This is a genomic window from Streptomyces sp. AB3(2024) (assembly GCF_041862025.1).
Classification (GTDB): domain Bacteria; phylum Actinomycetota; class Actinomycetes; order Streptomycetales; family Streptomycetaceae; genus Streptomyces.
On sequence record NZ_JBGWAB010000110.1, the window covers coordinates 1 to 21,387 of the forward strand.

Below are 21,387 nucleotides of genomic sequence, written 5' to 3' on the forward strand. Positions count from 1 at the left end.
TGCTCTTGCGAAGTGACAGGGCCGCGCGGCCCCCCTCGTACGCGTCCCGCGCAACGTCGGCGGCTGTCGGGGCGGGTGCTCCGGCGGTCGCCGCGGCCCGGGCGGCGGCTCCGGCGACGGTGAGCATGGTGCCCTCGACCGGGTGCGCGACGGCCTGGTAGGCCTCCTCGGCGGCCCGGGTCAGGGCGCGGGCCAGCAGCGGGCCGCCGCCCGGGCCGTCGGGCTCGGCGCCCAGGACGTCGGCGACCCCGCGCAGCAGCTGGGCGAGGATCGTCCCGGAGTTGCCCCGGGCGCCTATGAGGGCGCCGTACGCGTAGGCCCGTACCGCCTCGGGCAGGGAGGGGGTCCCGGATGTGCCGTCGGTCACGCGTGCGGGGGGTTCGGCGAAGGCCTCGGTCAGGGCGCGGTCCGCGGACTCGGCGGTGAGGTAGAGGTTCGTGCCGGTGTCGGCGTCCGCGACCGGGTAGACGTTGATCGCGTCGATGTCCTCGCGGGCCCGGCCCAGTGCGGCCAGGGCCAGCGAGCTCCAGGTGCGCACCGCTTCGGCGTCGAGGGTGTGCGGGCCAGGCTCGTGCGCCACCGGGCGTTCCTCCTTGTGCGGGCCAGGGTTCACCGCAGGGTAACGAAGGACGGGCCCCGGCTCGGGACCCCGGGGCGGAGCCCGTCCCCGTCATGGTAGTTTTCTTGGACCCAAGCAGTCGTTGTATGCTGCTCAGGTTGCCCGTCGAGAGTCGGGTCATTCGTCCGGCAAGCCACTTCAGATCTCTGATTCCGGTGCGCCGGATTCCACCGTAATTGCATCTGAAGTCTTGGAGTGACCTGTGGCTGCCAACTGCGACGTTTGCGCCAAGGGGCCGAGCTTCGGCAACAACATCTCCCACTCGCACCGCCGCACCTCGCGTCGCTGGAACCCGAACATCCAGCGTGTCCGTGCCGTGGTCAATGGGACGCCGAAGCGCCTCAACGCCTGCACCTCGTGCATCAAGGCCGGCAAGGTCTCGCGCTGACGCCTCCCGTCGTCGTAGCGCAGCCCTTTCCGGTTGCCAAGAAGGCCGGTTCACCTCTGGTGAACCGGCCTTTTGTCATTCCCGGACGGTGCCGGGCGGGGTGCGCGAGGGTGCGGGGAGGGTGCGGGCGCGCTCAGCGCCACCGCCAGGCGTGGTCGACGGGACCGATGCCCGCGCCGAGCGCGAAGCCGGCCGCGATGGCGCCCGTGACGTACTCCTTGGCCGCCGTGACCGCCTCCGGGACGGCGAGGCCCTTGGCCAGGCCCGCCGCGACGGCGCTGGCGAGGGTGCAGCCCGTGCCGTGCGTGTGCCGGTTGTCGAAGCGGGGCGCGCGCAGCCACAGCTCCTCGGAGCCGTCGGTGAGCAGGTCCACGGCCTCTCCGCCGTGGGCCGCCAGGTGGCCGCCCTTGATCAGCGCCCAGCGGGGTCCGTAGCCGAGGACGGCGTCGGCGGCCCGGCGCATGCCGTCCTCGTCGGTGACGGTCACTCCCGTGAGCTGCGCCACCTCGTCCAGGTTCGGCGTCGCCACCGTGGCCCGCGGCAGCAGTTCCCGGCGCACGGCGTCCAGCGCGGACGCGGCGAGCAGCGCGTCCCCGTGCTTGGAGACCCCGACGGGATCGACCACCACCGGGGCTGCCGTCGTGGCCAGCAGCCCGGCCACCGTCTCCACGAGCACGGCGGAGGACAGCATCCCGGTCTTGACGGCCTGGACCCCGATGTCGTCCACCACGGCCCGGTACTGGGCGGTGACGGCCTCGGCGGGCAGCTCCCAGGCCCCCCGTACGCCGAGGGAGTTCTGCGCGGTCACCGCGGTGACGACGCTCATGCCGTGCACGCCGAGGGCGAGCATGGTCTTGAGGTCGGCCTGGATGCCCGCGCCGCCGCCGGAGTCGGATCCGGCGACGGTCAGGCACAGGGGCGGGTGCGGCACCGGCCGGGTCACTGGGACGGTCCCTCGGCGTCCGGATCGGCGCCGAAGTGGTCCCAGCCGCCGGTGCTGGTCCAGGGGGCGCCGTCCACGGTCACCTGGGGCAGTGCGGAGCGGTGCTGGACCTCCCCGATGACCTTCCAGCGGGCCGGGAGCTTCACGTCGGACGGGAAGGTCGCCACGATGGCGTGGTCCTCGCCCCCGGTCAGCACCCACTGGAGCGGGTCCACGCCGACGGCCTGGCCGATGTCGTGCATCTGCGTCGGGATGTCCACGGCCCCCGAGCGCACGTCGATGCGCACCTTGCTGGCCTCGGCGATGTGACCGAGGTCGGCGATCAGGCCGTCGCTGACGTCGGTCATGGCGGTGGCGCCGAGCCCGGCGGCCGCGGGGCCCGCGTGGTACGGGGGCTCGGGGCGCCGGTGCGCCTCGACGAAGGCCCGCGGGGAGCGGAAGCCGCGCGAGAGCACCGCGTAGCCTGCCGCGGACCAGCCGAGCCAGCCCGTGACGGCCACGACGTCCCCGGGCCGGGCACCGGAGCGCAGGACGGGCTCGTGGTTGCGCAGGTCGCCGAGGGCGGTGATGGAGACGGTGATGGTGTCGCCGCGCACGACGTCGCCGCCGACCACGGCCGCGCCCGCGACCTGGCATTCGTCACGGATGCCGTCCATCAGCTCGGTGGGCCAGGTGACCGGCAGTTCCGCCGGGACGACCAGGCCCAGGAGCAGCGCGGTCGGCACCGCTCCCATGGCGGCGATGTCGGCCAGGTTCTGCGCGGCGGCCTTGCGGCCGACGTCGTAGGCCGTGGACCAGTCGCGCCGGAAGTGCCTGCCCTCCAGCAGGATGTCCGTGCTCGCCACGACCCGCCGGTCGGGGGCCGACACCACCGCGGCGTCGTCGCCGGGTCCGAGCCGGACCGCCGGGGTGGTGGTGAGCCGTGAGGTGAGCTCCCGAATGAGCCCGAACTCCCCCAGCTCGCCCACAGTGCCCTTCATCGCTGTGCCCCTTCTTGGCAAGTCCGCTTGCGGTCGCGAGCCGTCACAGCTCTGGGTACCGTCAACAGATACGTCAACTTCTGCTCTCCGTGCGCCCCGCTGTGCGTGGCGCCGGGCCCACGGGTCTCCCCGCGGCGCACGGCGACGCGGTACCGTGGCGTCTCTTCCCCGGGCCCGCCCGATCTCCCTGGGCCCATCCGAAGGTTAGGGGAAATGATCCTCGTGGCCGCCCTGGAGGTTCCGTGGTACAGGCGTACATCCTCATTCAGACCGAGGTGGGCAAGGCGTCGTTCGTCGCCGAGTCCATCGGAAAGATCGCGGGGGTGATCCAGGCCGAGGACGTGACGGGTCCGTACGACGTGATCGTGCGCGCCCAGGCCGACACGGTCGACGATCTCGGCCGCATGGTGGTCGCCAAGGTCCAGCAGGTGGAGGGGATCACCCGCACCTTGACCTGCCCCGTGGTCCATCTGTAGCCCCCGTCTACTCTTGGCCGGTGATGTCACTCCACCGCCGGCCGTTCCGTCTAGCCGCCCCACTGGCCCTGCTGGCCCTCGCGGGCTGCGCCCCGGGGGATTCCGGGGCCCGGGTGGATCCGCCGCCCGCTCCGCCGGCCGACGTCGCGGGGCTCTGTGCGGCGCTGCACAAGGAGCTCCCGGAGACGGTGGCGGGACTGGCCCGGACCACCACCGAGCCGGTGTCGGATCTGACCGCCGCGTGGGGCGGCTCGGCGATCGTACTGCGGTGCGGTATCCCCAAGCCCCCCGCGATGGCCGATCCGAAGCAGGAGGGCGTCGAGGTCAACGGCGTCGGATGGCTGTTGGAGAAGATGTCCGACGGCGGCTTCCGGTTCACCACCGGGGCACGGCTGGCGTACACGGAGGTCCGGGTCGACAAGGAGCATGCCACGGACGCGGGGATGCTGGTCGATCTGTCCGCCGCCGTGGCCAAGTCGGTGCCGGTGGGCATCTCCTCCTACTGATCCCGCCGGGCCCGCCCCCGCTCACACCGCCGCCCGTCGGCCGCCCCTCTCGGGGCGGACGGCGGGCGGTCGGCTGTACGGGGCCGGGTGCGGCTAGCGCAGCCCGGTGGAGCGGCGCAGGGCCGCCTGGAGCAGGAGGTCCACCAGCTCCTGGTACTCGATGCCCGACTCCTGCCACATCCGCGGGTACATGGAGATCGGCGTGAACCCGGGCATGGTGTTGATCTCGTTGATGACGAAGGTGCCGTCCTCGGTGAGGAAGAAGTCGGCACGCACCAGGCCCTCGCAGGACGCGGCCTCGAAGGCCTCGATCGCGAGCCGCTGCACCTCGGCGGTCTGCTCCGGGGTGAGCGGGGCGGGCACGAGTCCGGTGGCGGAGTCGATGTACTTCGCCTCGAAGTCGTAGAAGTCGTGGCTGGAGACCGGCGGGATCTCGGCCGGGACGCTCGCGCGCGGCCCGTCCTCGAACTCCAGCACGCCGCACTCGATCTCGCGGCCGCGCAGCAGCGCCTCCACGATGATCTTCGGGTCGTGGCGGCGGGCCTCGTGGACGGCCGCTTCCAGACCGGAGGGGTCGTCGACCTTGGTGATGCCGATGGAGGAGCCGGCGCGGGCGGGCTTGATGAACAGCGGCCAGCCGTGCTCGCCCGCGAAGTCCAGGATCTTCGCCGTGGCGGCGGCCGGGTCGGCCTCCCATTCACGGGGACGGATGGTCACGTACGGGCCGACCTTCAGCCCGAAGGAGGTGAACACCCGCTTCATGTAGTCCTTGTCCTGGCCGACGGCCGAGGCGAGGACGCCCGAACCGACGTAGGGGATCCCGGACAGCTCCAGGAGGCCCTGGAGGGTGCCGTCCTCGCCGTAGGGACCGTGCAGGACGGGGAAGACGACGTCGACCTCGCCCAGCGCCTTGGGGACGGCACCCGGCTCGGTGTAGACGACCTCGCGGCTGGCGGGGTCCACGGAGAGCACGACGGTGCCGTCCGGGGAATCCGCCAGCGTGTCCACGCTCGGGAGGGCGCGGTCCGCGATGGCCATGCGCTCGGGGTCGTCGGCGGTCAGGGCCCACCGGCCGTCCGTGGTGATGCCGATGGGCAGCACCTCGTACTTGGCGCGGTCGATGGAGCGCAGCACCGCGCCCGCCGTGACGACCGAAATGGCGTGTTCCGAGCTGCGGCCGCCGAACACGACGGCCACGCGGGGCTTGCGGCCCTGCTGCTCAGGGGTCTGGGGGAGGTTCTCGCTGCTCATATCGCCACGAGGGTACCCGCTCACACGTCCGGAAAGGACTCAGCGGCGTTCCGGTTTCGCGCTGCGCCCCATCAGTTCCTTCAGCGCGACCAGCGGGGGCTTGCCGTGGTGCACGATGTCGACCACCGTGTCGGTGATCGGCATGTCCACCCCGTACCGGCCGGCCAGATCCGCCACCGACTGGCAGGACTTGACGCCCTCGGCGGTCTGCCTGGTGACCGCGATGGTCTCCTCCAGGGTCATCCCGCGGCCCAGGTTGGTGCCGAAGGTGTGGTTCCGGGAGAGCGGCGAGGAGCAGGTGGCGACCAGGTCGCCGAGGCCCGCGAGGCCGGAGAAGGTGAGCGGGTCGGCGCCCATGGCGAGGCCCAGGCGGGTGGCCTCGGCCAGGCCGCGGGTGATGAGGGATCCCTTGGTGTTGTCGCCCAGGCCCATGCCGTCCGCGATGCCGACGGCGAGGCCGATGACGTTCTTGACGGCGCCGCCGAGCTCGCAGCCGATGACGTCGGTGCTCGTGTACGGGCGGAAGTACGCGGTGTGGCAGGCGGCCTGGAGGCGCCGGGCCACGGCCTCGTCCACGCAGGCGACGACCGAGGCGGCGGGCTGGCGGGCGACGATCTCGCGGGCCAGGTTGGGCCCGGTGACCACGGCGACGCGCTCGGCGGGGACCTTGGCCACCTCTTCGATGACCTCGCTCATCCGCTTGGCGGTGCCGAGTTCGATGCCCTTCATCAGGGAGACGAGCACGGCGTCGGCGGGCAGCAGCGGGGCCCACGCGGCGAGGTTGGCGCGAAGGGTCTGCGAGGGGATGGCCAGGACGGCGAAGTCCGCGTCGCGGGCGGCCTCGGCCGCGTCGGTGGTGGCGCGGAGGTTCGCGGGCAGTTCGACGCCGGGGAAGTAGTCCGGGTTGGTCCGGCCGGTGTTGATGGCGTCGGCGAGCTCCTGGCGGCGGCCCCACAGGGTCACCTCGCAGCCGGCGTCGGCGAGCACCATGCCGAAGGCCGTGCCCCAGGAGCCCGTTCCGAAGACGGCCGCCTTCACGGGACGTGTCACTTGTCTTCCTCCCCCGCGGCGTTGCGCCGCTGCTCCGCCCTGGCCTTGCGGTGGTCGTACGGCTGCGCGGGCGCCTTCTGCCCGCGCAGTTCCTCCAGGAGCTCGGTGATCTCGGCCATGATGGCCTCGGTGGCCCCCTTGAGGACCTCCGGAGTGGGTTCCCGGTCGTAGTAGGCCGAGAGGTCCACGGGCGGTCCCGCGAGCACCTGGAGGGTCTTGCGGGGGAACAGGCGGACCTTGTTCTCCTTGGCGTAGGGCGGCATCGCGAGGTTCGCGCCCCACTGGGCCACCGGAATGACCGGGGCCTTGGTGATCAGCGCCACGCGGGCGACACCGGTCTTGCCGGCCATCGGCCACATCTCGGGATCGCGGGTGAGGGTGCCCTCCGGGTAAAAGGCCACGCATTCACCGCGCTCGACGGCGTCGACGGCCGCCCGGAATGCGTCCAGGGCGTTCGTGGTCTCCCGGTAGACGGGGATCTGCCCCGAGCCGCGGAAGATCATGCCGACAAAAGGCACCTTGAAGAGTCCGGCCTTGGCGAGCAATCGGGGCACCCGGCCGGTGTTGTACTGGAAGTGCGCGTAGGAGAGCGGGTCCAGATACGAGTTGTGATTGACGGCGGTGATAAATCCGCCATCAGCCGGAATGTGCTCCATTCCCCGCCAGTCCCGCTTGAAGAGCACTACCAGCGGCGGTTTTGCGATGACCGCCGCCAGGCGGTACCAGAAGCCGATTCTGCGGCGGGACACTCGGACACCTTCCTCTAGGACCGGTGCGTGGCTTGGGCACCTTGCGGGCCGGACAAGTGTCGCTTCGGGTCCGGTCCCTGTCGAGGACACCGTACGCCCCGCCCGCACCACCGGGCCCCCCTGTGGCCGGTCGGAGGCGACAATGGGCCGACCGGCGGCCGGGCGACGGCACGCCGATGGCCGGGGCGGGTGCGGGAGCGCACCGGAGGGAAGGGGTCCGTCACGAACGCCGTGTGGAGTCTGGTGGTGCCGCTGAAGCCCTTGGCACTGGCCAAGAGCCGTCTGGCGGCGGCCGTCGGCACGTCCCGTCCGGGGCTGGCGCTGGCCTTCGCCCAGGACACCGTGGCGGGGGCCCTGGCCTGCGCCTCGGTCGCGGATGTGGTGGTCGTCACGGACGACGTCCTGGCGGGTGCGGAACTGGCCAGGCTGGGTGCGCGGATCCTTCCCGACGCCCCCGGGGCCGGGCTCAACGCCGCCCTGGACCACGGTGCGCGGGCGGTGCGCGCGGGGCGGCCCGGGACCGCGGTGGCGGCGATCAACGCGGACCTGCCCGCCCTGCGGCCACCGGAATTGCTACGCGTGCTCGATACCGCCACGGCATTCCCCCGGGCATTTCTGGCGGATGCGGCCGGAATCGGTACGACACTGCTTTGCGCCGGCCCGGACGTGGAATTGGCGCCCTCGTTCGGCGGCCCCTCCCGGGCCCGTCATTCGGCCTCGGGGGCGGTGGAAATCTCGCTGGCGGACGTCGAGAGCGTCCGCCGGGACGTGGACACCGCGGCGGACCTGCGTACGGCCCTCGCCCTCGGCGTGGGCCGGCACACGGCCCGATACAGTGCCCGTATGCAGGCGACCGCGTACACGTACGACTCCCGGACCCACAGCGGCAGTGTGCTGCTGGACGACGGCACCCCGGTGCCCTTCGAGGCCGCGGCCTTCGAGGCGGGCGGCCTGCTGCTGCTGCGCCCGGGGCAGCGCGTACGGATCGAGACGGACGGCGAGGGCCCGGCCCTGCGCATCACCCTGGTCACCCTGCAGACCTTCTGACCTGCACAGACCCCGGCCGATCGGCCCGGGGCCACGCACCGCGGGCCGGCTTCCCTCTGATGGGGAAGCCGGCCCGGCGTGTGTGACTCGTGCCCCTTACTTCTTGCGGGCGGTGGTCTTCTTCGCGGTGGTCTTGCGCGCCGTCGCCTTCTTCGTGGCGGGCGCCTTGGTCGCCGGGGTGGCCTTCTTGGCCGCCGGGGCGGTCTTCTTGGCGGCGGCCGTGGTCTTCTTCGCCGCGGTCGCCTTGACGGCGGTGGTCTTCTTGGCCGCCGTCGCGGCCTTCTTGGCCACCGCGGTCGTCTTCTTCGCCGTCGCGGTGGTCTTCTTGGCGACGGTCTTCTTCGCGACCGCCGTGGTCTTCTTCGCGACCGCCGTCTTGGCCACTGCCTTCTTGGCGGTGGTGGCCCTCTTGGCCGCGGCCTTCTTGACCGTCGCGGACGCCGAGGCACCGCCGGACAGGCTGCCCTTCGGCGCCTTCTTCACCGACACCTCGCCGCCCTTGGGGAGCTTCTTGGTGCCGCTGACCAGGTCCTTGAAGCCCTGACCCGCGCGGAAACGGGGAACCGAGGTCTTCTTGACCCGGACGCGCTCACCCGTCTGCGGGTTGCGGGCGTAGCGGGCGGGCCGCTCCACCTTCTCGAACGAGCCGAAGCCCGTGACCGAGACCCGGTCGCCCGCGACGACCGCGCGGACGATCGCGTCGAGTACCGCGTCGACAGCGTCCGCGGCCTGCTGACGGCCGCCAACCTTGTCGGCAATCGCTTCTACGAGCTGCGCCTTGTTCACGTCTTCCCCTTCGGAGACTTCGCCAGAACGAATGTGTTCAAGCTTATTTCGCACGTTAGGCGGATATATACCGCAAATCAAACACGAAACGGGCTAATCACCCTAGTGCCGCAACGATGGAGGCCGTTACGGAGTTCCTTCGCATCAGTCGCCTTCAGGGAATCGACCCTCGTCGAGGTCCTTCATCAACCTGTCCAGGCGCCTTGCCGCATCGACGAGATCGTGCTTCGACGCCGCAGTGACGACCAACAGCTTCCGGGACAGCGCCATCCTTACGCCCTCCGGGACTTGCAGTGTGCGCACCCTTGCGTGCGCTTCTTTCAACCGGTCCGCGACGAGTTCGTAGAGGTGCAGTTGACTGTCGCGTTCCATGCACAGATTGTGCCATCTGGGGCGAGTTGTCGCCTCACGGGGCCTCAACATACGGCTGTGCCCCCCGCCGGAAGGCGGGGGGCACAGTGTTGCCGATGTGATCACCCAAGGGTGAATAAGCGCTGATCAGGCAGGAATCAAGCCCGAATCGTGCGCGGCTTGAAGGCCGGGCGGGTGCTTTCGTAAGCGTCGATGTCCGCTTCGTTCTGAAGGGTGAGCGAGATGTCGTCCAGCCCCTCCAGCAGACGCCAGCGGGCGTTGTCGTCGAGTTCGAACTCCGCCTCGACGCCCTCGGCTCGGACCTTGCGGTCCACCAGGTCGACGGTGATTTCGGCGGTGGGGTCGGCCTCGGTCAGCTCCCAGAGCCGCTCGATGGTCTCCTGGGGCAGGACGACCGTCAGCAGACCGTTCTTCAGCGAGTTGCCGCGGAAGATGTCGGCGAAGCGCGAGGAGATGACGGTCTTGAAGCCGAAGTTCTGCAGGGCCCAGACGGCGTGCTCGCGCGAGGAACCGGTGCCGAAGTCGGGACCGGCGACCAGCACCGTGGCACCGGCGCGCTCCGGACGGTTCGTGACGAACTCCGGGTCCTTGCGCCAGGCCTCGAAGAGCCCGTCCTCGAACCCGTCGCGGGTGATCTTCTTCAGCCAGTGGGCCGGGATGATCTGGTCGGTGTCGACGTTGCTGCGGCGCAGCGGGACGGCCCGGCCGGTGTGGGTGGTGAAGGCTTCCATGGTTCAGACTCCGGCGGTCGCGGTGGCGTCGGACAGGTCGGCGGGCGAGGCCAGGTGGCCCAGCACCGCGGTGGCGGCGGCCACCTGCGGGGAGACCAGGTGCGTCCGTCCGCCCTTGCCCTGCCGGCCTTCGAAGTTGCGGTTGGAGGTGGACGCGGAACGCTCACCCGGAGCCAGTTGGTCGGGGTTCATGCCCAGGCACATCGAGCAGCCCGCGTGCCGCCATTCGGCGCCGGCCTCCTTGAAGACCTTGTCCAGGCCCTCTTCCACGGCCTGGAGGGCGACCCTGACCGAGCCCGGGACGACCAGCATCCGTACGCCGTCGGCGACTTTGCGGCCCCCGATGATCCCGGCGACGGCCCGCAGGTCCTCGATGCGGCCGTTGGTGCAGGAACCTACGAAGACCGTGTCGACACGGATCTCGCGCAGCGGCTGCCCGGCGGTCAACCCCATGTACTCCAGGGCCTTTTCGGCGGCCAGGCGCTCCGAAGCGTCCTCGTACGAAGCCGGGTCGGGGACGTTGGCCGACAGCGGCGCGCCCTGGCCCGGGTTGGTGCCCCAGGTGACGAACGGGGACAGCGACGCGGCGTCGATGACGACCTCCGCGTCGAAGACCGCGTCGTCGTCGGTGCGCAGCGTCTTCCAGTACGCGACCGCCGCGTCCCAGTCCTCGCCCACGGGGGCGTGGTCACGGCCCTGGAGGTAGTCGAAGGTGGTCTGGTCGGGGGCGATCATGCCCGCGCGGGCGCCGGCCTCGATCGACATGTTGCAGATGGTCATGCGGGCTTCCATCGAGAGCTTCTCGACGGCATCGCCGCGGTACTCCAGGATGTAGCCCTGGCCGCCGCCCGTGCCGATCCTGGCGATGATCGCCAGGATCAGGTCCTTCGCGGTGACGCCCTCGGCCAGCTCGCCGGTGACGGTGATCGCCATCGTCTTCGGGCGGGCCAGCGGGAGCGTCTGGGTGGCCAGCACGTGCTCGACCTGGCTGGTGCCGATGCCGAAGGCCAGCGCGCCGAAGGCGCCGTGCGTGGAGGTGTGCGAGTCGCCGCAGACCACCGTGGTGCCGGGCTGGGTCAGGCCCAGCTGCGGTCCCACGACGTGGACGACACCCTGCTCCACGTCACCCAGCGAGTGCAGGCGGACACCGAACTCGGCGCAGTTCGCCCGCAGCGTCTCCAGCTGGGCGCGGGAGACCGGGTCCGCGATCGGCTTGTCGATGTCGAGCGTGGGGGTGTTGTGGTCCTCGGTCGCGATGGTGAGGTCGAGGCGTCGGACCTTGCGGCCGGCCTGGCGCAGGCCTTCGAAGGCCTGCGGGCTGGTCACCTCGTGCAGCAGGTGGAGATCAATGAAGAGGAGATCGGGCTCGCCCTCGGCGCGCCGGACGACGTGGTCGTCCCAGACCTTCTCCGCGAGTGTCCTACCCATCGCTTTCCCTCCGGCCGGCCGGTTGGGCCGGCGCTTATTAGAGATCTGTAGCGCCTGATCGCCCGCTACCCCACAGTGCGGAACGACGGCTCGGACCCAGTGGTTCGTGGACCCGCACATACAGACTCGCTGGTTCTTGGAAAAATTGAACTTGCGTTTCACAGTGTGAGACGTGAATATCGTTTCATGGACAACTCTAGCGGCGTCGGCGTTCTCGACAAGGCAGCTCTGGTATTGAGCGCACTGGAGTCCGGTCCGGCCACCCTCGCCGGGCTGGTCGCGGCGACAGGGCTCGCACGACCCACGGCACATCGCCTTGCCGTGGCACTGGAACACCACCGGATGGTGGCGAGGGACATGCAGGGCCGGTTCATCCTCGGTCCGCGGCTGGCAGAGCTTGCCGCCGCGGCCGGCGAGGACCGCCTGCTGGCGACGGCCGGACCGGTGCTCACGCACCTCCGTGACGTGACGGGCGAGAGCGCGCAGCTCTACCGTCGTCAGGGCGACATGCGCATCTGCGTGGCGGCCGCCGAGCGGCTGTCGGGCCTGCGGGACACCGTCCCGGTGGGCTCCACGCTCCCCATGAAGGCCGGATCGGCCGCACAGATCCTGATGGCCTGGGAGGAGCCCGAACGGCTCCACCGGGGCTTGCAGGGCGCGCGCTTCACGGCCACGGCCCTGTCCGGCGTACGGCGCCGCGGCTGGGCCCAGTCGATCGGCGAGCGGGAGCCCGGTGTGGCCTCCGTCTCGGCACCGGTGCGCGGGCCGTCGAACCGCGTGGTGGCCTCCGTATCGGTCTCCGGGCCGATCGAGCGCCTGACCCGGCACCCCGGGCGCATGCACGCCCAGGCCGTCATCGACGCGGCCGCCCGTCTGACGGAGGCCCTGCGCCGCTCCGGCTGAGCACCTCCCCGGTCACGGACCTCCACCCCTCCACCCCCGGGTCCGGGGGCGCGAACGACGCCGCACACGTCCGAACTCGCGCCTCCGGGCCCGTACTTGTATGCCGGGCCGGCGCACTCGGGCTTCCCGGCCGGAAACAGCGGAGAGGCCCTCCGCGATGAACGCGGAGGGCCTCTCCTGTACGTACCCCCGACCGGATTCGAACCGGCGCTACCGCCTTGAGAGGGCGGCGTGCTAGGCCGCTACACAACGGGGGCTAGCTTTACTGCGGTACTACGCTGGGCTACCAGGACTCGAACCTAGAATAAGGGAACCAGAAACCCTCGTGTTGCCAATTACACTATAGCCCAAAGGTCTAGACCAGCTAGACACAGTACCCCCGACCGGATTCGAACCGGCGCTACCGCCTTGAGAGGGCGGCGTGCTAGGCCGCTACACAACGGGGGCCCTAGCGATCCTGCATCAAGACGTCCGGGTGCGACCCTGGAGATCTCGCGGGAAGGATCTGTACCCCCGACCGGATTCGAACCGGCGCTACCGCCTTGAGAGGGCGGCGTGCTAGGCCGCTACACAACGGGGGCAAAGCACTGCGTTACTACTGCACTGCGCTGGGCTACCAGGACTCGAACCTAGAATAAGGGAACCAGAAACCCTCGTGTTGCCAATTACACTATAGCCCACCGAACTTCAACCCCTTGAGGGGCTTTCGTTTGGTTAGCGCCTCCGTTTCCGGCCTTTCGGCCCGCTCCGGCGGCGCAGAAAGAACATTACCGGATGCCTGACCGTGCTCCAAAACGGGTATCTGCTGCCAGCAACTCCGGCAGCCGGTCGAGTCCGGCGATCCGGTGCACACCGGCCGGACCGGGCCCGCGCCCTCCGTCCCGGTCGAGCCAGACCGCCTTCAGACCCGCGTCACGGGCGCCCCGCGCGTCGATCTCCGGCTGGTCGCCCACGTACGCCACCTCGCCCGCAGGCAGCCCCAGGGCCGCGCAGGCGGCGAGGAAGGCGGCGGCGTCGGGCTTGCTGACGCCCAGCTCGGCGGCGCAGACGAGCACCTCGAAGCGGTCGCGCACCCCGAGGTGGCGCAGCTTGGGGTCCTGGTTGGCGGCGGAGGAATTGGAGAGCACCCCGTGCCGGTAGTCACCGGCCAGGGCGTCCAGTACGGGCACGACGTCCGGGAACAGCACCCAGGCCGCCTTGTAGTGCTCGACGTAGCGGTCGAACCAGGCGTCGGCCCGCTCGTCGCTCAGGCCGGGGGAATCGAGGAAGTCCCGTACCCGGTCCTGGCGCTGCCCCTGGAAGGCGACCTCGCCGGCCGCGAAGCGCGCCCAGTGCACCTCCGTGAGCCGCCGCCACAGGGCCAGGGCCTCCTCGGGGGTTCCGTAGCGCTCCCCCAGCCCCTCGTCGGCGAGGTGCCGTGCCAGGCCCGCCGAATCGGCACCCGTGTAGTCGAAGAGGGTGTCGTCGATGTCCCACAGCACGGCGCGGATCGGCATGGGAGCGAGCCTACGCCGCGGCGTCCTCCTCCGTGGGCACGACGAAGAAGTCCGTGACGAAACAGGTGACCTCGCCGTCGGCGTCCCGGCCGACCCAGGTCGGGTAGTGGCCGTCGCCCCAGCCGGATCCGAAGGCCACGATGTTGTGCCCGTGCTCACCCCCGACGAGGTACGGGCCGGGGGCGTGGCCGGCCCCTTCGAAGGCGTCCCAGAGCGGGCCCTCGTCGCCCTCGCACTCCGGGAAGGAGTCGTCGGCGGCCCTGTCGTAGAAGCAGCCGGCGCCCGCGTCCACGCCGTAGCCGAAGAACTCGCCGTCGCCGAGCCCGGACACGTCCTGGCCCTCGGTCACGGCGTGCTCCCAGCTCACCGTCGCCGTGTCCCGGATCACCAGCCGGGCGGCGGCCGTACGCAGGTGCGGGCGGCCGCCGGGGTCGGTGCCGGGGGTGAAGAGGGTGGCTATCGCCGTCTCGGCGCGGTAACGGCCGGGAGCCACCCGGGTGGTGAACGGCTTGATCCATCCCCCGCCGAGGCCGATGAAGGGGTCGCAGGCGATCAGCTCGCCGCTCGGAAGCCACAGCTCGCCGGCGACGGCCACCGCGAGGGTGCCGCTCTCCCCGCTCTCGTAGACGAAGGAGTGGCCCGGGGTGAAGTACAGGTCGAAGTCGGGAGCGGTCATCGGCATGGTGCGGCCTTCCGGGAAGTGCGTGATCGACTGCACGCACCTTAGGGCCGCCCGCCGACAACGCCGAAAGGGGCGGCGGCCGGAAGGCCACCGCCCCTTTCACGGGGTGCGGATCAGTCAGCGAGCTTCGCCAGCGCCGCGTCGATGCGCGCCAGCGAGCGCTCCCGGCCCAGGATCTCCAGGGACTCGAAGAGCGGCAGGCCGACCGTGCGGCCGGTGACGGCCACGCGGACGGGGGCCTGCGCCTTGCCGAGCTTGAGGCCGTGGGCCTCGCCGGCGGTCAGGACGGCCTGCTTGAGGGACTCCGGGTCCGACCAGTCGGCGCCGGCCAGGTTCTCGCGGGCGGTGGTCAGCAGGGCGGCGGGCTCGCCCTTCATGGCCTTGTCCCACGACGCCTGGTCCTCGACCGGGTCCTTCAGGAACAGGAAGTCGACGTTCGCGGTGATGTCCGACAGGACGGTCACGCGGGTCTGGGCGTGCGGGGCGATGCGCGCCCAGGCCTCGGCGTCGAAGTCCTCGGGGGCCCAGTTGGCGTGCGGGGCCCGGAGCCACGGCTCGCAGGCGTCGGCGAAGGCCTTGGGGTCCATGCGGCGGATGTGGTCGGCGTTGATCGCCTCGCACTTCTTGAGGTCGAAGCGCGCCGGGTTGGCGTTCACGCCGTCGATGTCGAACTTCGCCACCATCTCCTCGATGGAGAAGATGTCCTGGTCCTTGGAGAAGGACCAGCCCAGGAGCGAGAGGTAGTTCAGCAGGCCCTCGGGCAGGAAGCCGCGCTCGCGGTAGAGGTTGAGCGAGGACTCCGGGTCGCGCTTGGAGAGCTTCTTGTTGCCCTCGCCCATGACGTACGGCAGGTGGCCGAACTGCGGGGTGGCCTTGGCGACGCCCAGCTCGATCAGCGCCTTGTAGAGGGCGATCTGGCGGGGGGTGGAGGACAGCAGGTCCTCGCCGCGCAGGACGTGCGTGATCTCCATCAGCGCGTCGTCGACCGGGTTGACCAGCGTGTACAGCGGGGCGCCGTTCGCGCGGACGATGCCGAAGTCCGGCACGTTCTCCGGGGTGAAGGAGAGCTCGCCGCGGACCAGGTCCGTGAAGGTGACGGTCTCGTCGGGCATCCGGAAGCGGACGATCGAGCTGCGGCCCTCGGTCTCGTACGCGGCCTTCTGCTCCGCCGTGAGGTCGCGGCACTGGCCGTCGTAGCCGGAGGGCTTGCCGGCCGCGCGGGCGGCGTCGCGGCGCGTGTCGAGCTCCTCGGTGGTGCAGTAGCAGTGGTAGGCGTAGCCGCCGTCCTGGAGCTTCTGCGCCACGTCCGCGTAGATGTCCATGCGCTCGGACTGGCGGTACGGGGCGTGCGGGCCGCCCACCTCGGGACCCTCGTCCCAGGTGAAGCCGAGCCAGCGCAGCGAGTCGAGCAGCTGGACGTACGACTCCTCGGAGTCGCGCGCCGCGTCGGTGTCCTCGATGCGGAAGACGAACGTACCGCCGTGGTGGCGGGCGAACGCCCAGTTGAAGAGAGCCGTCCGGACCAGGCCGACGTGGGGGTTGCCGGTCGGGGAGGGACAGAAACGGACGCGGACGGGTGCGTTAGCCACGCTTGATCACCTTGTTGGTGAGAGTGCCGATGCCTTCGATGGTGACGGCGACCTCGTCGCCGACGTTGAGGGGGCCGACTCCGGCCGGGGTCCCCGTGAGGATGACGTCGCCCGGGAGCAGGGTCATGGCCTCGCTGATGTGCACGATCAGGTCCTCGACGGAGCGGACCATGTCGCTGGTGCTGCCGAGCTGGCGCTGTTCGCCGTTGACGGTGCACTGGACGGCCAGGCCCGCGGCGATCGCCGCGGGGTCGAGGCCGGTCTCGATCCAGGGGCCGAGGGGGCAGGCGCTGTCGAAGCCCTTGGCCCGGGCCCACTGCTTCTCCCGCTGCTGGACGTCGCGCGCGGTGACGTCGTTGGCGCAGGTGTAGCCGAGGATCACGTCCTTGACGCGCTCCCTGGGGACCTCCCGGCACATGCGGCCGATGACCACGGCGAGCTCCGCCTCGTGGTGGAGGTCCTGGGAGAAGGAGGGGTACGTGATCGGGTCGCCCGGACCGACCACCGAGGTGGAGGGCTTGAAGAAGGTGATCGGAGCCTCGGGCACCTCGTTGCCCAGCTCCGCCGCGTGCTCCGCGTAGTTGCGGCCGACGGCCACGACCTTGTTCGGGAGCACGGGCGGCAGCAGCCGGACCTTGCTCAGCGGGACCTTCGTGCCCGAGAGCTCGAAGTCCGCGAAGGGGATGCCCTTGATGATGTCGAGGACGAGCTCCGACCCGTCGCCGGGGGCGGCGTCGCCCTCGACCGCGCCGAAGGCGACGTTGCCGTCGATCGAGAACCTGGCGATGCGCACGTGTTGCGTCTGCCCCTCTGTATTTCCGCTGGCTGGAGTCTGCGGACTCCAGGCTAACGCGGTGGGCGGCGGCGCTCCGCGTCCTCGCGCGGGGCCGCTACTGCGCGGCGGCGACCGGCGCGTCCATCAGGACGGTGCGGCGGGGGTTCGCGGTCTGGGTCGGCAGCTCGACGGAGTGCTCCGGGGTGGCCGGGGCCGCCTGCAGTTCCTCGGCGTCCTTGAGGTGCGCGAGGGTCGTGCGGCGGGGGTTGGCTATGTTGCGGAACATCATCGTCGTCTTCATCGGAGTTTCGGGCCCTCGGCTCGCTCGTGGGGTGAGGGTTGTCGGATGCGCCGGGTGGGGCGCCAACCCTTTAAAAGGCAAGGCTAAACATCTGAATCCCCGACCGAACCAGGAAGTAATGGCCACCGGCGTGTGAGTTTCCTCACCAACGAAGGGGCATTCCGGGCATAATGGTCAGTCAATTCCGCCCGACCAAACGGACATTGCGCCACTGAATCTGCCATTCCGCTCCTGATCATCAGGACTGGGACACCTTGCCAGAGGCAAGCTTTGATTGGCGTAAGTCCGGTTCGTCCCGATAGCTGTTGTACGTCGCGTAGCCCGTTCATCACGTGCCGTGACCGGCTCGCCGGGGCGACACGCGCACCTTGTTGGAGATCCCCCACTGTGCTGGAATTCGCGGGACCGCCGCGGGTATCAGCCGGCGCGCAGGTGGCGCGAGAGAGCGCCGAGCGCGGTGGCAAGGAGAGGGAGACGCGCCGGTCACCGACGACCACCATGGGGCCGTCAGTGCCCCACGACTCGACACCGTCCCACCGCTCATCCGGCGGGACGCCTGGTCCAGAGGTTGCGACGCTAGTGCAGGGACGATTCAAGAGGGATGGCAGCGCTGCGGCGGAGCAGGAGCCGCGCGGCGGGACCGACCGTGGCTCCTCGCCCCAGCACGCCCAGAACCGCGGGCCGGCTGTCGAAGGAGCGGGCCCCGATGCCCCGGCTTCGGTGAAGGCGAAGGGCCGCGGCAAGTCCGGGAAGGCAGGCAAGGTCGCCAAGGCCGGCCGGGCCAAGGGCAAGAGCGAGTCCGCCGAGCCCGACGAGGCGATACCGAAGGCCCCTCCCGGGCCCGGTTCCCGTCTGGCCATGCAGAACTGGCGCATCAGCACGCGACTGGTGTCGCTGCTGACGCTGCCCGTCGTCGCCGCCACCACGCTCGGTGGTTTCCGCATCAACGACTCGCTGAACGACATCGCGCAGCTGGAGCACATGCAGCTGCTGACGACGATGACCCGGCAGGCCACCAACCTGGCCGCCATGCTCCAGGAGGAGCGCGACAAGTCGGCCGGTCCGCTGTCGCAGACCAAGGACGGCAAGGCCAACAGCCTCGTCCAGGGCGTCCGCGACCAGACCGACGCCGCCGCCAAGGCCTTCGCCTCCGCGACCGACAAGGTCGACAACGCGCAGGACAAGGACGAGACCCTCAAGTCGATCCGCAACAACATCCTGCAGATCGGCCGCCAGCTCACCGGCATCGAGGACATCCGCAAGAAGGCGTACGTCAACGGCGCCCAGCAGACCGTCACCGAGTACAACTCGCTGATCGTCTCGCTGCTCTCGCTCTCGCAGGACATGGCCCAGGCCACCTCCAGTCCCGAGATGATCAAGCGCACCCGCGCCCTGGCGGCGTTCTCCGCCGCCAAGGAGTACGCCTCCATCCAGCGCGCGATCGTCGCCGCCTCGCTCCCCGAGAGCGGCGACAAGCCGGGCAAGCTGGAGGAGAACGACCGCCTCTACGCCCTCTCCGCGCTGCGCGGCGAGAGCCAGCAGAAGAAGACCTTCGAGCTCGTCTACCAGGGCAAGCCCGAGGAACTCCTCGCGGCCCTCGGCGACGGCAACACGGAGATCGGCACCGCCGACCACTACGCCCGCCGCGTGCTCAGCACCCAGGGGCAGTTCGGCAAGGAGAAGAACCGGTCCTGGATGGACTGGTACGACGCCGACGACACCAAGCTCCAGGCGATGAAGGTCATCGAGCTCACCCTGCTCGAAGACATGGAGCAGAAGGCCCGCGAGCTCAAGAACGCGTCGCAGCAGGACGCCATCATCAACGGTGCCCTGATCCTCCTCGTCCTCGGCGTCTCGCTCGTCGGCGCCTTCATCATGGCCCGGTCCATGATCCGCTCGCTGCGCCGTCTGCAGGACACCGCGACGCGCGTCGCCCAGGACCGTCTGCCCGAGCTCGTCAAGCAGCTCTCGGAGTCGGACCCGCAGGACGTGGACACCTCCGTGGAGTCCGTCGGCCTGCACACCCGCGACGAGATCGGCCAGGTGGCCGCGGCCTTCGACGACGTGCACCGCGAGGCCGTCCGCCTCGCCGCCGAGCAGGCCCTCCTGCGCGGCAACGTCAACGCGATGTTCACCAACCTCTCGCGCCGCTCCCAGGGCCTCATCCAGCGTCAGCTCTCGCTCATCTCCGAACTGGAGTCGCGCGAGGCCGACCCGGACCAGCTGTCCTCCCTCTTCAAGCTCGACCACCTCGCGACCCGCATGCGCCGTAACGGCGAAAACCTCCTCGTCCTCGCGGGCGAGGAGCCGGGCCGCCGGTGGACCCGCCCCGTCCCGCTCGTCGACGTGCTCCGCGCCGCGGCGTCCGAGGTGGAGCAGTACGAGCGCATCGAACTCGCGTCGGTGCCCGGCACCGACGTCGCCGGCCGCGTCGTCAACGACCTCGTGCACCTCCTCGCCGAGCTGCTGGAGAACGCCACCTCGTTCTCCTCCCCGCAGACCAAGGTCAAGGTCACCGGTCACGCGCTGCCCGACGGGCGCGTGCTCGTCGAGATCCACGACACCGGCATCGGCCTCTCCCCCGAGGACCTCGCCGCGATCAACGAGCGGCTCGCGTCGCCGCCGACCGTGGACGTCTCCGTCTCCCGCCGCATGGGCCTGTTCGTGGTCGGCCGCCTGTCCCTGCGACACGGCATCCGCATCCAGCTGCGCCCCTCCGACTCGGGCGGTACGACGGCCCTCGTCATGCTCCCGGTGGACGTCGCCCAGGGCGGCAAGAAGCCGGGTCCGATGCCGGGCCAGGGCGGCCAGGGCGGCCCCGCGGGCGCTCAGGGCGGTCCCGCGGGCGGCCAGGGCGGCCAGGGCGCTCCCGGTGGGCAGGCATCCGTGCCCGGCGCGGGCGCACGTCCCGCGGTGGGCGCCGGCCAGCAGCGCGGCCAGGTCCAGGGCGGCGGCCAGCGCGCCGCCCTGCCCGGACGTGACGGCGCGCCGGGCCAGCAGCAGCGTCCGCAGCAGGGCGGCCCGGGGCAGCGTCCCCAGGGCGGTCCCGGCGCCGCGACGGGTCAGGGCCAGGGTGCCTTCGGCTCCGGGGCTGCGCTGCCCACCCGCGGCCAGGGCGGCAACCAGGGCGGCGGCCTCCTCTCGGGCGGCCCGCAGGCCCGTCCGGCCGGCATGCCGCAGCAGCCCGCGCCCGGCGGGTTCCCGCAGGGCAACGGCTTCGAGCGGCCGCAGCAGCCCCAGCAGCAGCCGGGTCAGTACGGGCAGCAGCCCCAGCAGGGTCAGGGTCAGCAGCCCGGTCAGTACGGCCAGCAGGGCCAGCAGCCCGGTCAGCAGGGCCAGGGCCAGCAGCCCGGGCAGCCGTCGGCCCAGAAGGCTCCGGTCCAGCGCCGGCGTCCGCAGCTGCCGCCGCGCGGCGGTGCCCCCCGCCCGGAGCTTCCGGGTGCCGGCGCCCCTCCGGCCGGGCTCCCGCAGACCACCAGCTGGGGTGCGGGGCAGAACGGCCAGGAGGTCCCGCGCGGCCACGACGAGGTGTCGGGCCCCGGCTCCACGGCCGAGTTCGCCCGTCCGGACTTCAACGCCCCGCGCCCGCAGGACGCCGGCCCGAGCCAGACCGGCCAGTTCGAGCGCCCGCAGCAGGGCGGTCCGCTGGACCCGGCCTCGACCGGCCAGTTCGCCCGGCCCGGCGGCCCCGGTGCCGGCGGCTACGGCGAACAGCGTCCGCCGGCGCAGCAGCCGGGCGGCTACGCCCCGGCCCCGCGCGCCGAGGCTCCGCAGCTGCCGCAGGCCCACCAGCCGGAGGCGCTGCCCCCGGCCCCCTCGCAGAACACCGGCGAGCTGCGCAGCCCGATCTTCGACACGCTGGAGTCGAACTGGTTCCCGCAGGAGGACGCGCAGTCCTCCGGGCAGGCTCCGGCCGTACCCCAGCAGCCCCAGCAGTCCGGGCCGCAGCGCGGCCAGGAGCACGCGGCCGAGCCCGCCACGGCGGTCACCGGCAGCACGCCGACGGTCAGCTGGCGGTCCTCCCCCAACGACGAGCTGATGCGTCAGGCGGAGCGGGTGCGTCAGCCCGCCGCCGGCGGCATCACCACCTCGGGGCTGCCCCGCCGGGTGCCGCGGGCGAACCTCGTGGCCGGTACCGCCCAGCAGCAGGCCGAGGCCCAGGCGGGCCCGCAGGTCTCGCGTGCCCCGGACGACGTCCGCGGGCGCCTCACCAACCTCCGACGCGGTATCCAGCAGGGGCGTCAGGCCGGCACATCCGGCCCCGCGACCGGCAGTTACCACATCGACCCCACTTACCAGCAGGAGCGATAGTTGA

At 71.2% G+C, this 21,387-nt stretch carries 20 protein-coding genes, 5 tRNA genes and 1 pseudogene; 6 read left to right on the top strand and 20 right to left on the bottom strand.

The window, feature by feature from the left end; genetic code table 11:
• On the bottom strand, positions 1 to 580 hold a 580-nt coding region (locus ACEPPI_RS31125), incomplete at its 3' end, for a DAK2 domain-containing protein (protein ID WP_373918611.1).
• A 241-nt stretch (positions 581 to 821) separates the two neighbouring features.
• Between ACEPPI_RS31125 and rpmB the strand changes: the two genes are divergently transcribed.
• A complete protein-coding gene (rpmB, locus tag ACEPPI_RS31130; protein WP_007266795.1) occupies positions 822 to 1,007 on the top strand; it encodes a 50S ribosomal protein L28 in 186 nt (61 codons plus the stop codon).
• A gap of 133 nt (positions 1,008 to 1,140) precedes the next feature.
• On the opposite strand, the gene thiD is transcribed toward rpmB, so the two are convergent.
• Positions 1,141 to 1,950, bottom strand: coding sequence for a bifunctional hydroxymethylpyrimidine kinase/phosphomethylpyrimidine kinase (gene thiD / locus ACEPPI_RS31135; RefSeq protein WP_373918612.1), 810 nt, complete (start codon positions 1,948 to 1,950; stop codon positions 1,141 to 1,143).
• Positions 1,947 to 2,930, bottom strand: a complete 984-nt coding sequence (locus ACEPPI_RS31140) for a thiamine-phosphate kinase (RefSeq protein WP_266842558.1) — start codon at positions 2,928 to 2,930, stop codon at positions 1,947 to 1,949. The genes thiD and ACEPPI_RS31140 overlap by 4 nt, the downstream gene beginning before the upstream one ends.
• A 242-nt stretch (positions 2,931 to 3,172) precedes the next feature.
• Here ACEPPI_RS31140 and ACEPPI_RS31145 point away from each other — a divergent pair, with 242 nt between their 5' ends.
• Both ACEPPI_RS31145 and ACEPPI_RS31150 read left to right on the top strand, forming a co-directional pair.
• The gene (locus tag ACEPPI_RS31145; protein ID WP_030227340.1) at positions 3,173 to 3,406 is read left to right on the top strand and encodes an Lrp/AsnC ligand binding domain-containing protein; all 234 of its coding nucleotides are present in this window, start codon (positions 3,173 to 3,175) and stop codon (positions 3,404 to 3,406) included.
• A 23-nt stretch (positions 3,407 to 3,429) separates the two neighbouring features.
• Positions 3,430 to 3,912, top strand: coding sequence for a DUF3515 domain-containing protein (locus tag ACEPPI_RS31150; protein WP_373918625.1), 483 nt, complete (start codon positions 3,430 to 3,432; stop codon positions 3,910 to 3,912).
• A 93-nt stretch (positions 3,913 to 4,005) separates the two neighbouring features.
• Here ACEPPI_RS31150 and ACEPPI_RS31155 read toward each other — a convergent pair whose 3' ends face one another.
• The 3 genes from ACEPPI_RS31155 to ACEPPI_RS31165 are packed head-to-tail and all read right to left on the bottom strand — an operon-like array spanning position 4,006 to position 6,962.
• On the bottom strand, positions 4,006 to 5,163 hold the full coding sequence (locus ACEPPI_RS31155) for a D-alanine--D-alanine ligase family protein (protein WP_373918613.1): 1,158 nt from the start codon (positions 5,161 to 5,163) through the stop codon (positions 4,006 to 4,008).
• A 39-nt stretch (positions 5,164 to 5,202) separates the two neighbouring features.
• Positions 5,203 to 6,213, bottom strand: coding sequence for an NAD(P)H-dependent glycerol-3-phosphate dehydrogenase (locus ACEPPI_RS31160; RefSeq protein ID WP_356221665.1), 1,011 nt, complete (start codon positions 6,211 to 6,213; stop codon positions 5,203 to 5,205).
• A complete protein-coding gene (locus tag ACEPPI_RS31165) occupies positions 6,210 to 6,962 on the bottom strand; it encodes a lysophospholipid acyltransferase family protein (RefSeq protein ID WP_373918615.1) in 753 nt (250 codons plus the stop codon). Before ACEPPI_RS31165 ends, ACEPPI_RS31160 begins: the two co-directional genes overlap by 4 nt.
• 189 nt (positions 6,963 to 7,151) lie before the next feature.
• Here ACEPPI_RS31165 and cofC point away from each other — a divergent pair.
• A pseudogene (cofC, locus tag ACEPPI_RS31170) lies at positions 7,152 to 7,802 on the top strand (2-phospho-L-lactate guanylyltransferase); the annotation flags it as partial.
• Between the two features lie 303 nt (positions 7,803 to 8,105).
• Here cofC and ACEPPI_RS31175 read toward each other — a convergent pair.
• The 4 genes from ACEPPI_RS31175 to leuC all read right to left on the bottom strand — a co-directional run bounded on the left by ACEPPI_RS31175 (position 8,106) and on the right by leuC (position 11,326).
• On the bottom strand, positions 8,106 to 8,795 hold the full coding sequence (locus tag ACEPPI_RS31175; protein ID WP_373918616.1) for an HU family DNA-binding protein: 690 nt from the start codon (positions 8,793 to 8,795) through the stop codon (positions 8,106 to 8,108).
• Positions 8,796 to 8,939: 144 nt separating this feature from the next.
• A complete protein-coding gene (locus ACEPPI_RS31180) occupies positions 8,940 to 9,167 on the bottom strand; it encodes a hypothetical protein (RefSeq protein WP_030227330.1) in 228 nt (75 codons plus the stop codon).
• A gap of 137 nt (positions 9,168 to 9,304) precedes the next feature.
• Positions 9,305 to 9,898, bottom strand: a complete 594-nt coding sequence (leuD, locus tag ACEPPI_RS31185) for a 3-isopropylmalate dehydratase small subunit (RefSeq protein ID WP_373918617.1) — start codon at positions 9,896 to 9,898, stop codon at positions 9,305 to 9,307.
• A 3-nt stretch (positions 9,899 to 9,901) separates the two neighbouring features.
• On the bottom strand, positions 9,902 to 11,326 hold the full coding sequence (gene leuC, locus ACEPPI_RS31190; RefSeq protein WP_373918618.1) for a 3-isopropylmalate dehydratase large subunit: 1,425 nt from the start codon (positions 11,324 to 11,326) through the stop codon (positions 9,902 to 9,904).
• A gap of 186 nt (positions 11,327 to 11,512) precedes the next feature.
• Between leuC and ndgR the strand changes: the two genes are divergently transcribed.
• On the top strand, positions 11,513 to 12,229 hold the full coding sequence (gene ndgR / locus ACEPPI_RS31195) for an IclR family transcriptional regulator NdgR (protein ID WP_007266782.1): 717 nt from the start codon (positions 11,513 to 11,515) through the stop codon (positions 12,227 to 12,229).
• 184 nt (positions 12,230 to 12,413) lie between these two features.
• Here ndgR and ACEPPI_RS31200 read toward each other — a convergent pair.
• The 10 genes from ACEPPI_RS31200 to ACEPPI_RS31245 all read right to left on the bottom strand — a co-directional run bounded on the left by ACEPPI_RS31200 (position 12,414) and on the right by ACEPPI_RS31245 (position 17,072).
• Positions 12,414 to 12,486, bottom strand: a tRNA-Glu gene (locus ACEPPI_RS31200).
• A 21-nt stretch (positions 12,487 to 12,507) separates the two neighbouring features.
• Positions 12,508 to 12,579 (bottom strand) — tRNA-Gln (locus ACEPPI_RS31205).
• Between the two features lie 24 nt (positions 12,580 to 12,603).
• Positions 12,604 to 12,676: transfer RNA gene (locus ACEPPI_RS31210), tRNA-Glu, on the bottom strand.
• A gap of 61 nt (positions 12,677 to 12,737) precedes the next feature.
• A tRNA-Glu gene (locus ACEPPI_RS31215) sits at positions 12,738 to 12,810 on the bottom strand.
• A 27-nt stretch (positions 12,811 to 12,837) separates the two neighbouring features.
• Positions 12,838 to 12,909, bottom strand: a tRNA-Gln gene (locus ACEPPI_RS31220).
• 87 nt (positions 12,910 to 12,996) lie between these two features.
• Positions 12,997 to 13,725 (bottom strand): HAD family hydrolase, encoded by a 729-nt coding sequence (locus ACEPPI_RS31225; protein WP_373918619.1) that lies wholly within the window; start codon positions 13,723 to 13,725, stop codon positions 12,997 to 12,999.
• 10 nt (positions 13,726 to 13,735) lie between these two features.
• Entirely contained in the window at positions 13,736 to 14,407 is a 672-nt protein-coding gene (locus ACEPPI_RS31230) for a DUF4241 domain-containing protein (protein WP_373918626.1), read from the bottom strand.
• Between the two features lie 113 nt (positions 14,408 to 14,520).
• The gene (gltX, locus tag ACEPPI_RS31235) at positions 14,521 to 15,996 is read right to left on the bottom strand and encodes a glutamate--tRNA ligase (RefSeq protein WP_373918620.1); all 1,476 of its coding nucleotides are present in this window, start codon (positions 15,994 to 15,996) and stop codon (positions 14,521 to 14,523) included.
• Positions 15,989 to 16,789 carry a fumarylacetoacetate hydrolase family protein gene (locus ACEPPI_RS31240; RefSeq protein ID WP_280916314.1) on the bottom strand — a complete coding sequence of 267 codons (801 nt, stop codon included), beginning with the start codon at positions 16,787 to 16,789 and terminating at the stop codon, positions 15,989 to 15,991. The genes gltX and ACEPPI_RS31240 overlap by 8 nt, the downstream gene beginning before the upstream one ends.
• A 97-nt stretch (positions 16,790 to 16,886) precedes the next feature.
• Positions 16,887 to 17,072: a hypothetical protein gene (locus ACEPPI_RS31245; protein WP_373918621.1), complete on the bottom strand. Its 186-nt coding sequence runs from the start codon at positions 17,070 to 17,072 to the stop codon at positions 16,887 to 16,889.
• Positions 17,073 to 17,651: 579 nt separating this feature from the next.
• Here ACEPPI_RS31245 and ACEPPI_RS31250 point away from each other — a divergent pair.
• Complete coding sequence (locus ACEPPI_RS31250) at positions 17,652 to 21,383, top strand: nitrate- and nitrite sensing domain-containing protein (protein WP_373918622.1); 3,732 nt, start codon at positions 17,652 to 17,654, stop codon at positions 21,381 to 21,383.
• Positions 21,384 to 21,387 lie beyond the last annotated feature (4 nt).

Coding starts and splice junctions, on each gene's coding strand:
- ACEPPI_RS31150 (WP_373918625.1), top strand. CDS start 3,430: ATGTCACTCCACCGCCGGCCGTTCCGTCTAGCCGCCCCACTGGCCCTG.
- leuD (WP_373918617.1), bottom strand. CDS start 9,898: ATGGAAGCCTTCACCACCCACACCGGCCGGGCCGTCCCGCTGCGCCGC.
- ACEPPI_RS31180 (WP_030227330.1), bottom strand. CDS start 9,167: ATGGAACGCGACAGTCAACTGCACCTCTACGAACTCGTCGCGGACCGG.
- ACEPPI_RS31230 (WP_373918626.1), bottom strand. CDS start 14,407: ATGCCGATGACCGCTCCCGACTTCGACCTGTACTTCACCCCGGGCCAC.
- ACEPPI_RS31245 (WP_373918621.1), bottom strand. CDS start 17,072: ATGAAGACGACGATGATGTTCCGCAACATAGCCAACCCCCGCCGCACG.
- leuC (WP_373918618.1), bottom strand. CDS start 11,326: ATGGGTAGGACACTCGCGGAGAAGGTCTGGGACGACCACGTCGTCCGG.
- ACEPPI_RS31225 (WP_373918619.1), bottom strand. CDS start 13,725: ATGCCGATCCGCGCCGTGCTGTGGGACATCGACGACACCCTCTTCGAC.
- ACEPPI_RS31140 (WP_266842558.1), bottom strand. CDS start 2,930: ATGAAGGGCACTGTGGGCGAGCTGGGGGAGTTCGGGCTCATTCGGGAG.
- ndgR (WP_007266782.1), top strand. CDS start 11,513: ATGGACAACTCTAGCGGCGTCGGCGTTCTCGACAAGGCAGCTCTGGTA.
- ACEPPI_RS31155 (WP_373918613.1), bottom strand. CDS start 5,163: ATGAGCAGCGAGAACCTCCCCCAGACCCCTGAGCAGCAGGGCCGCAAG.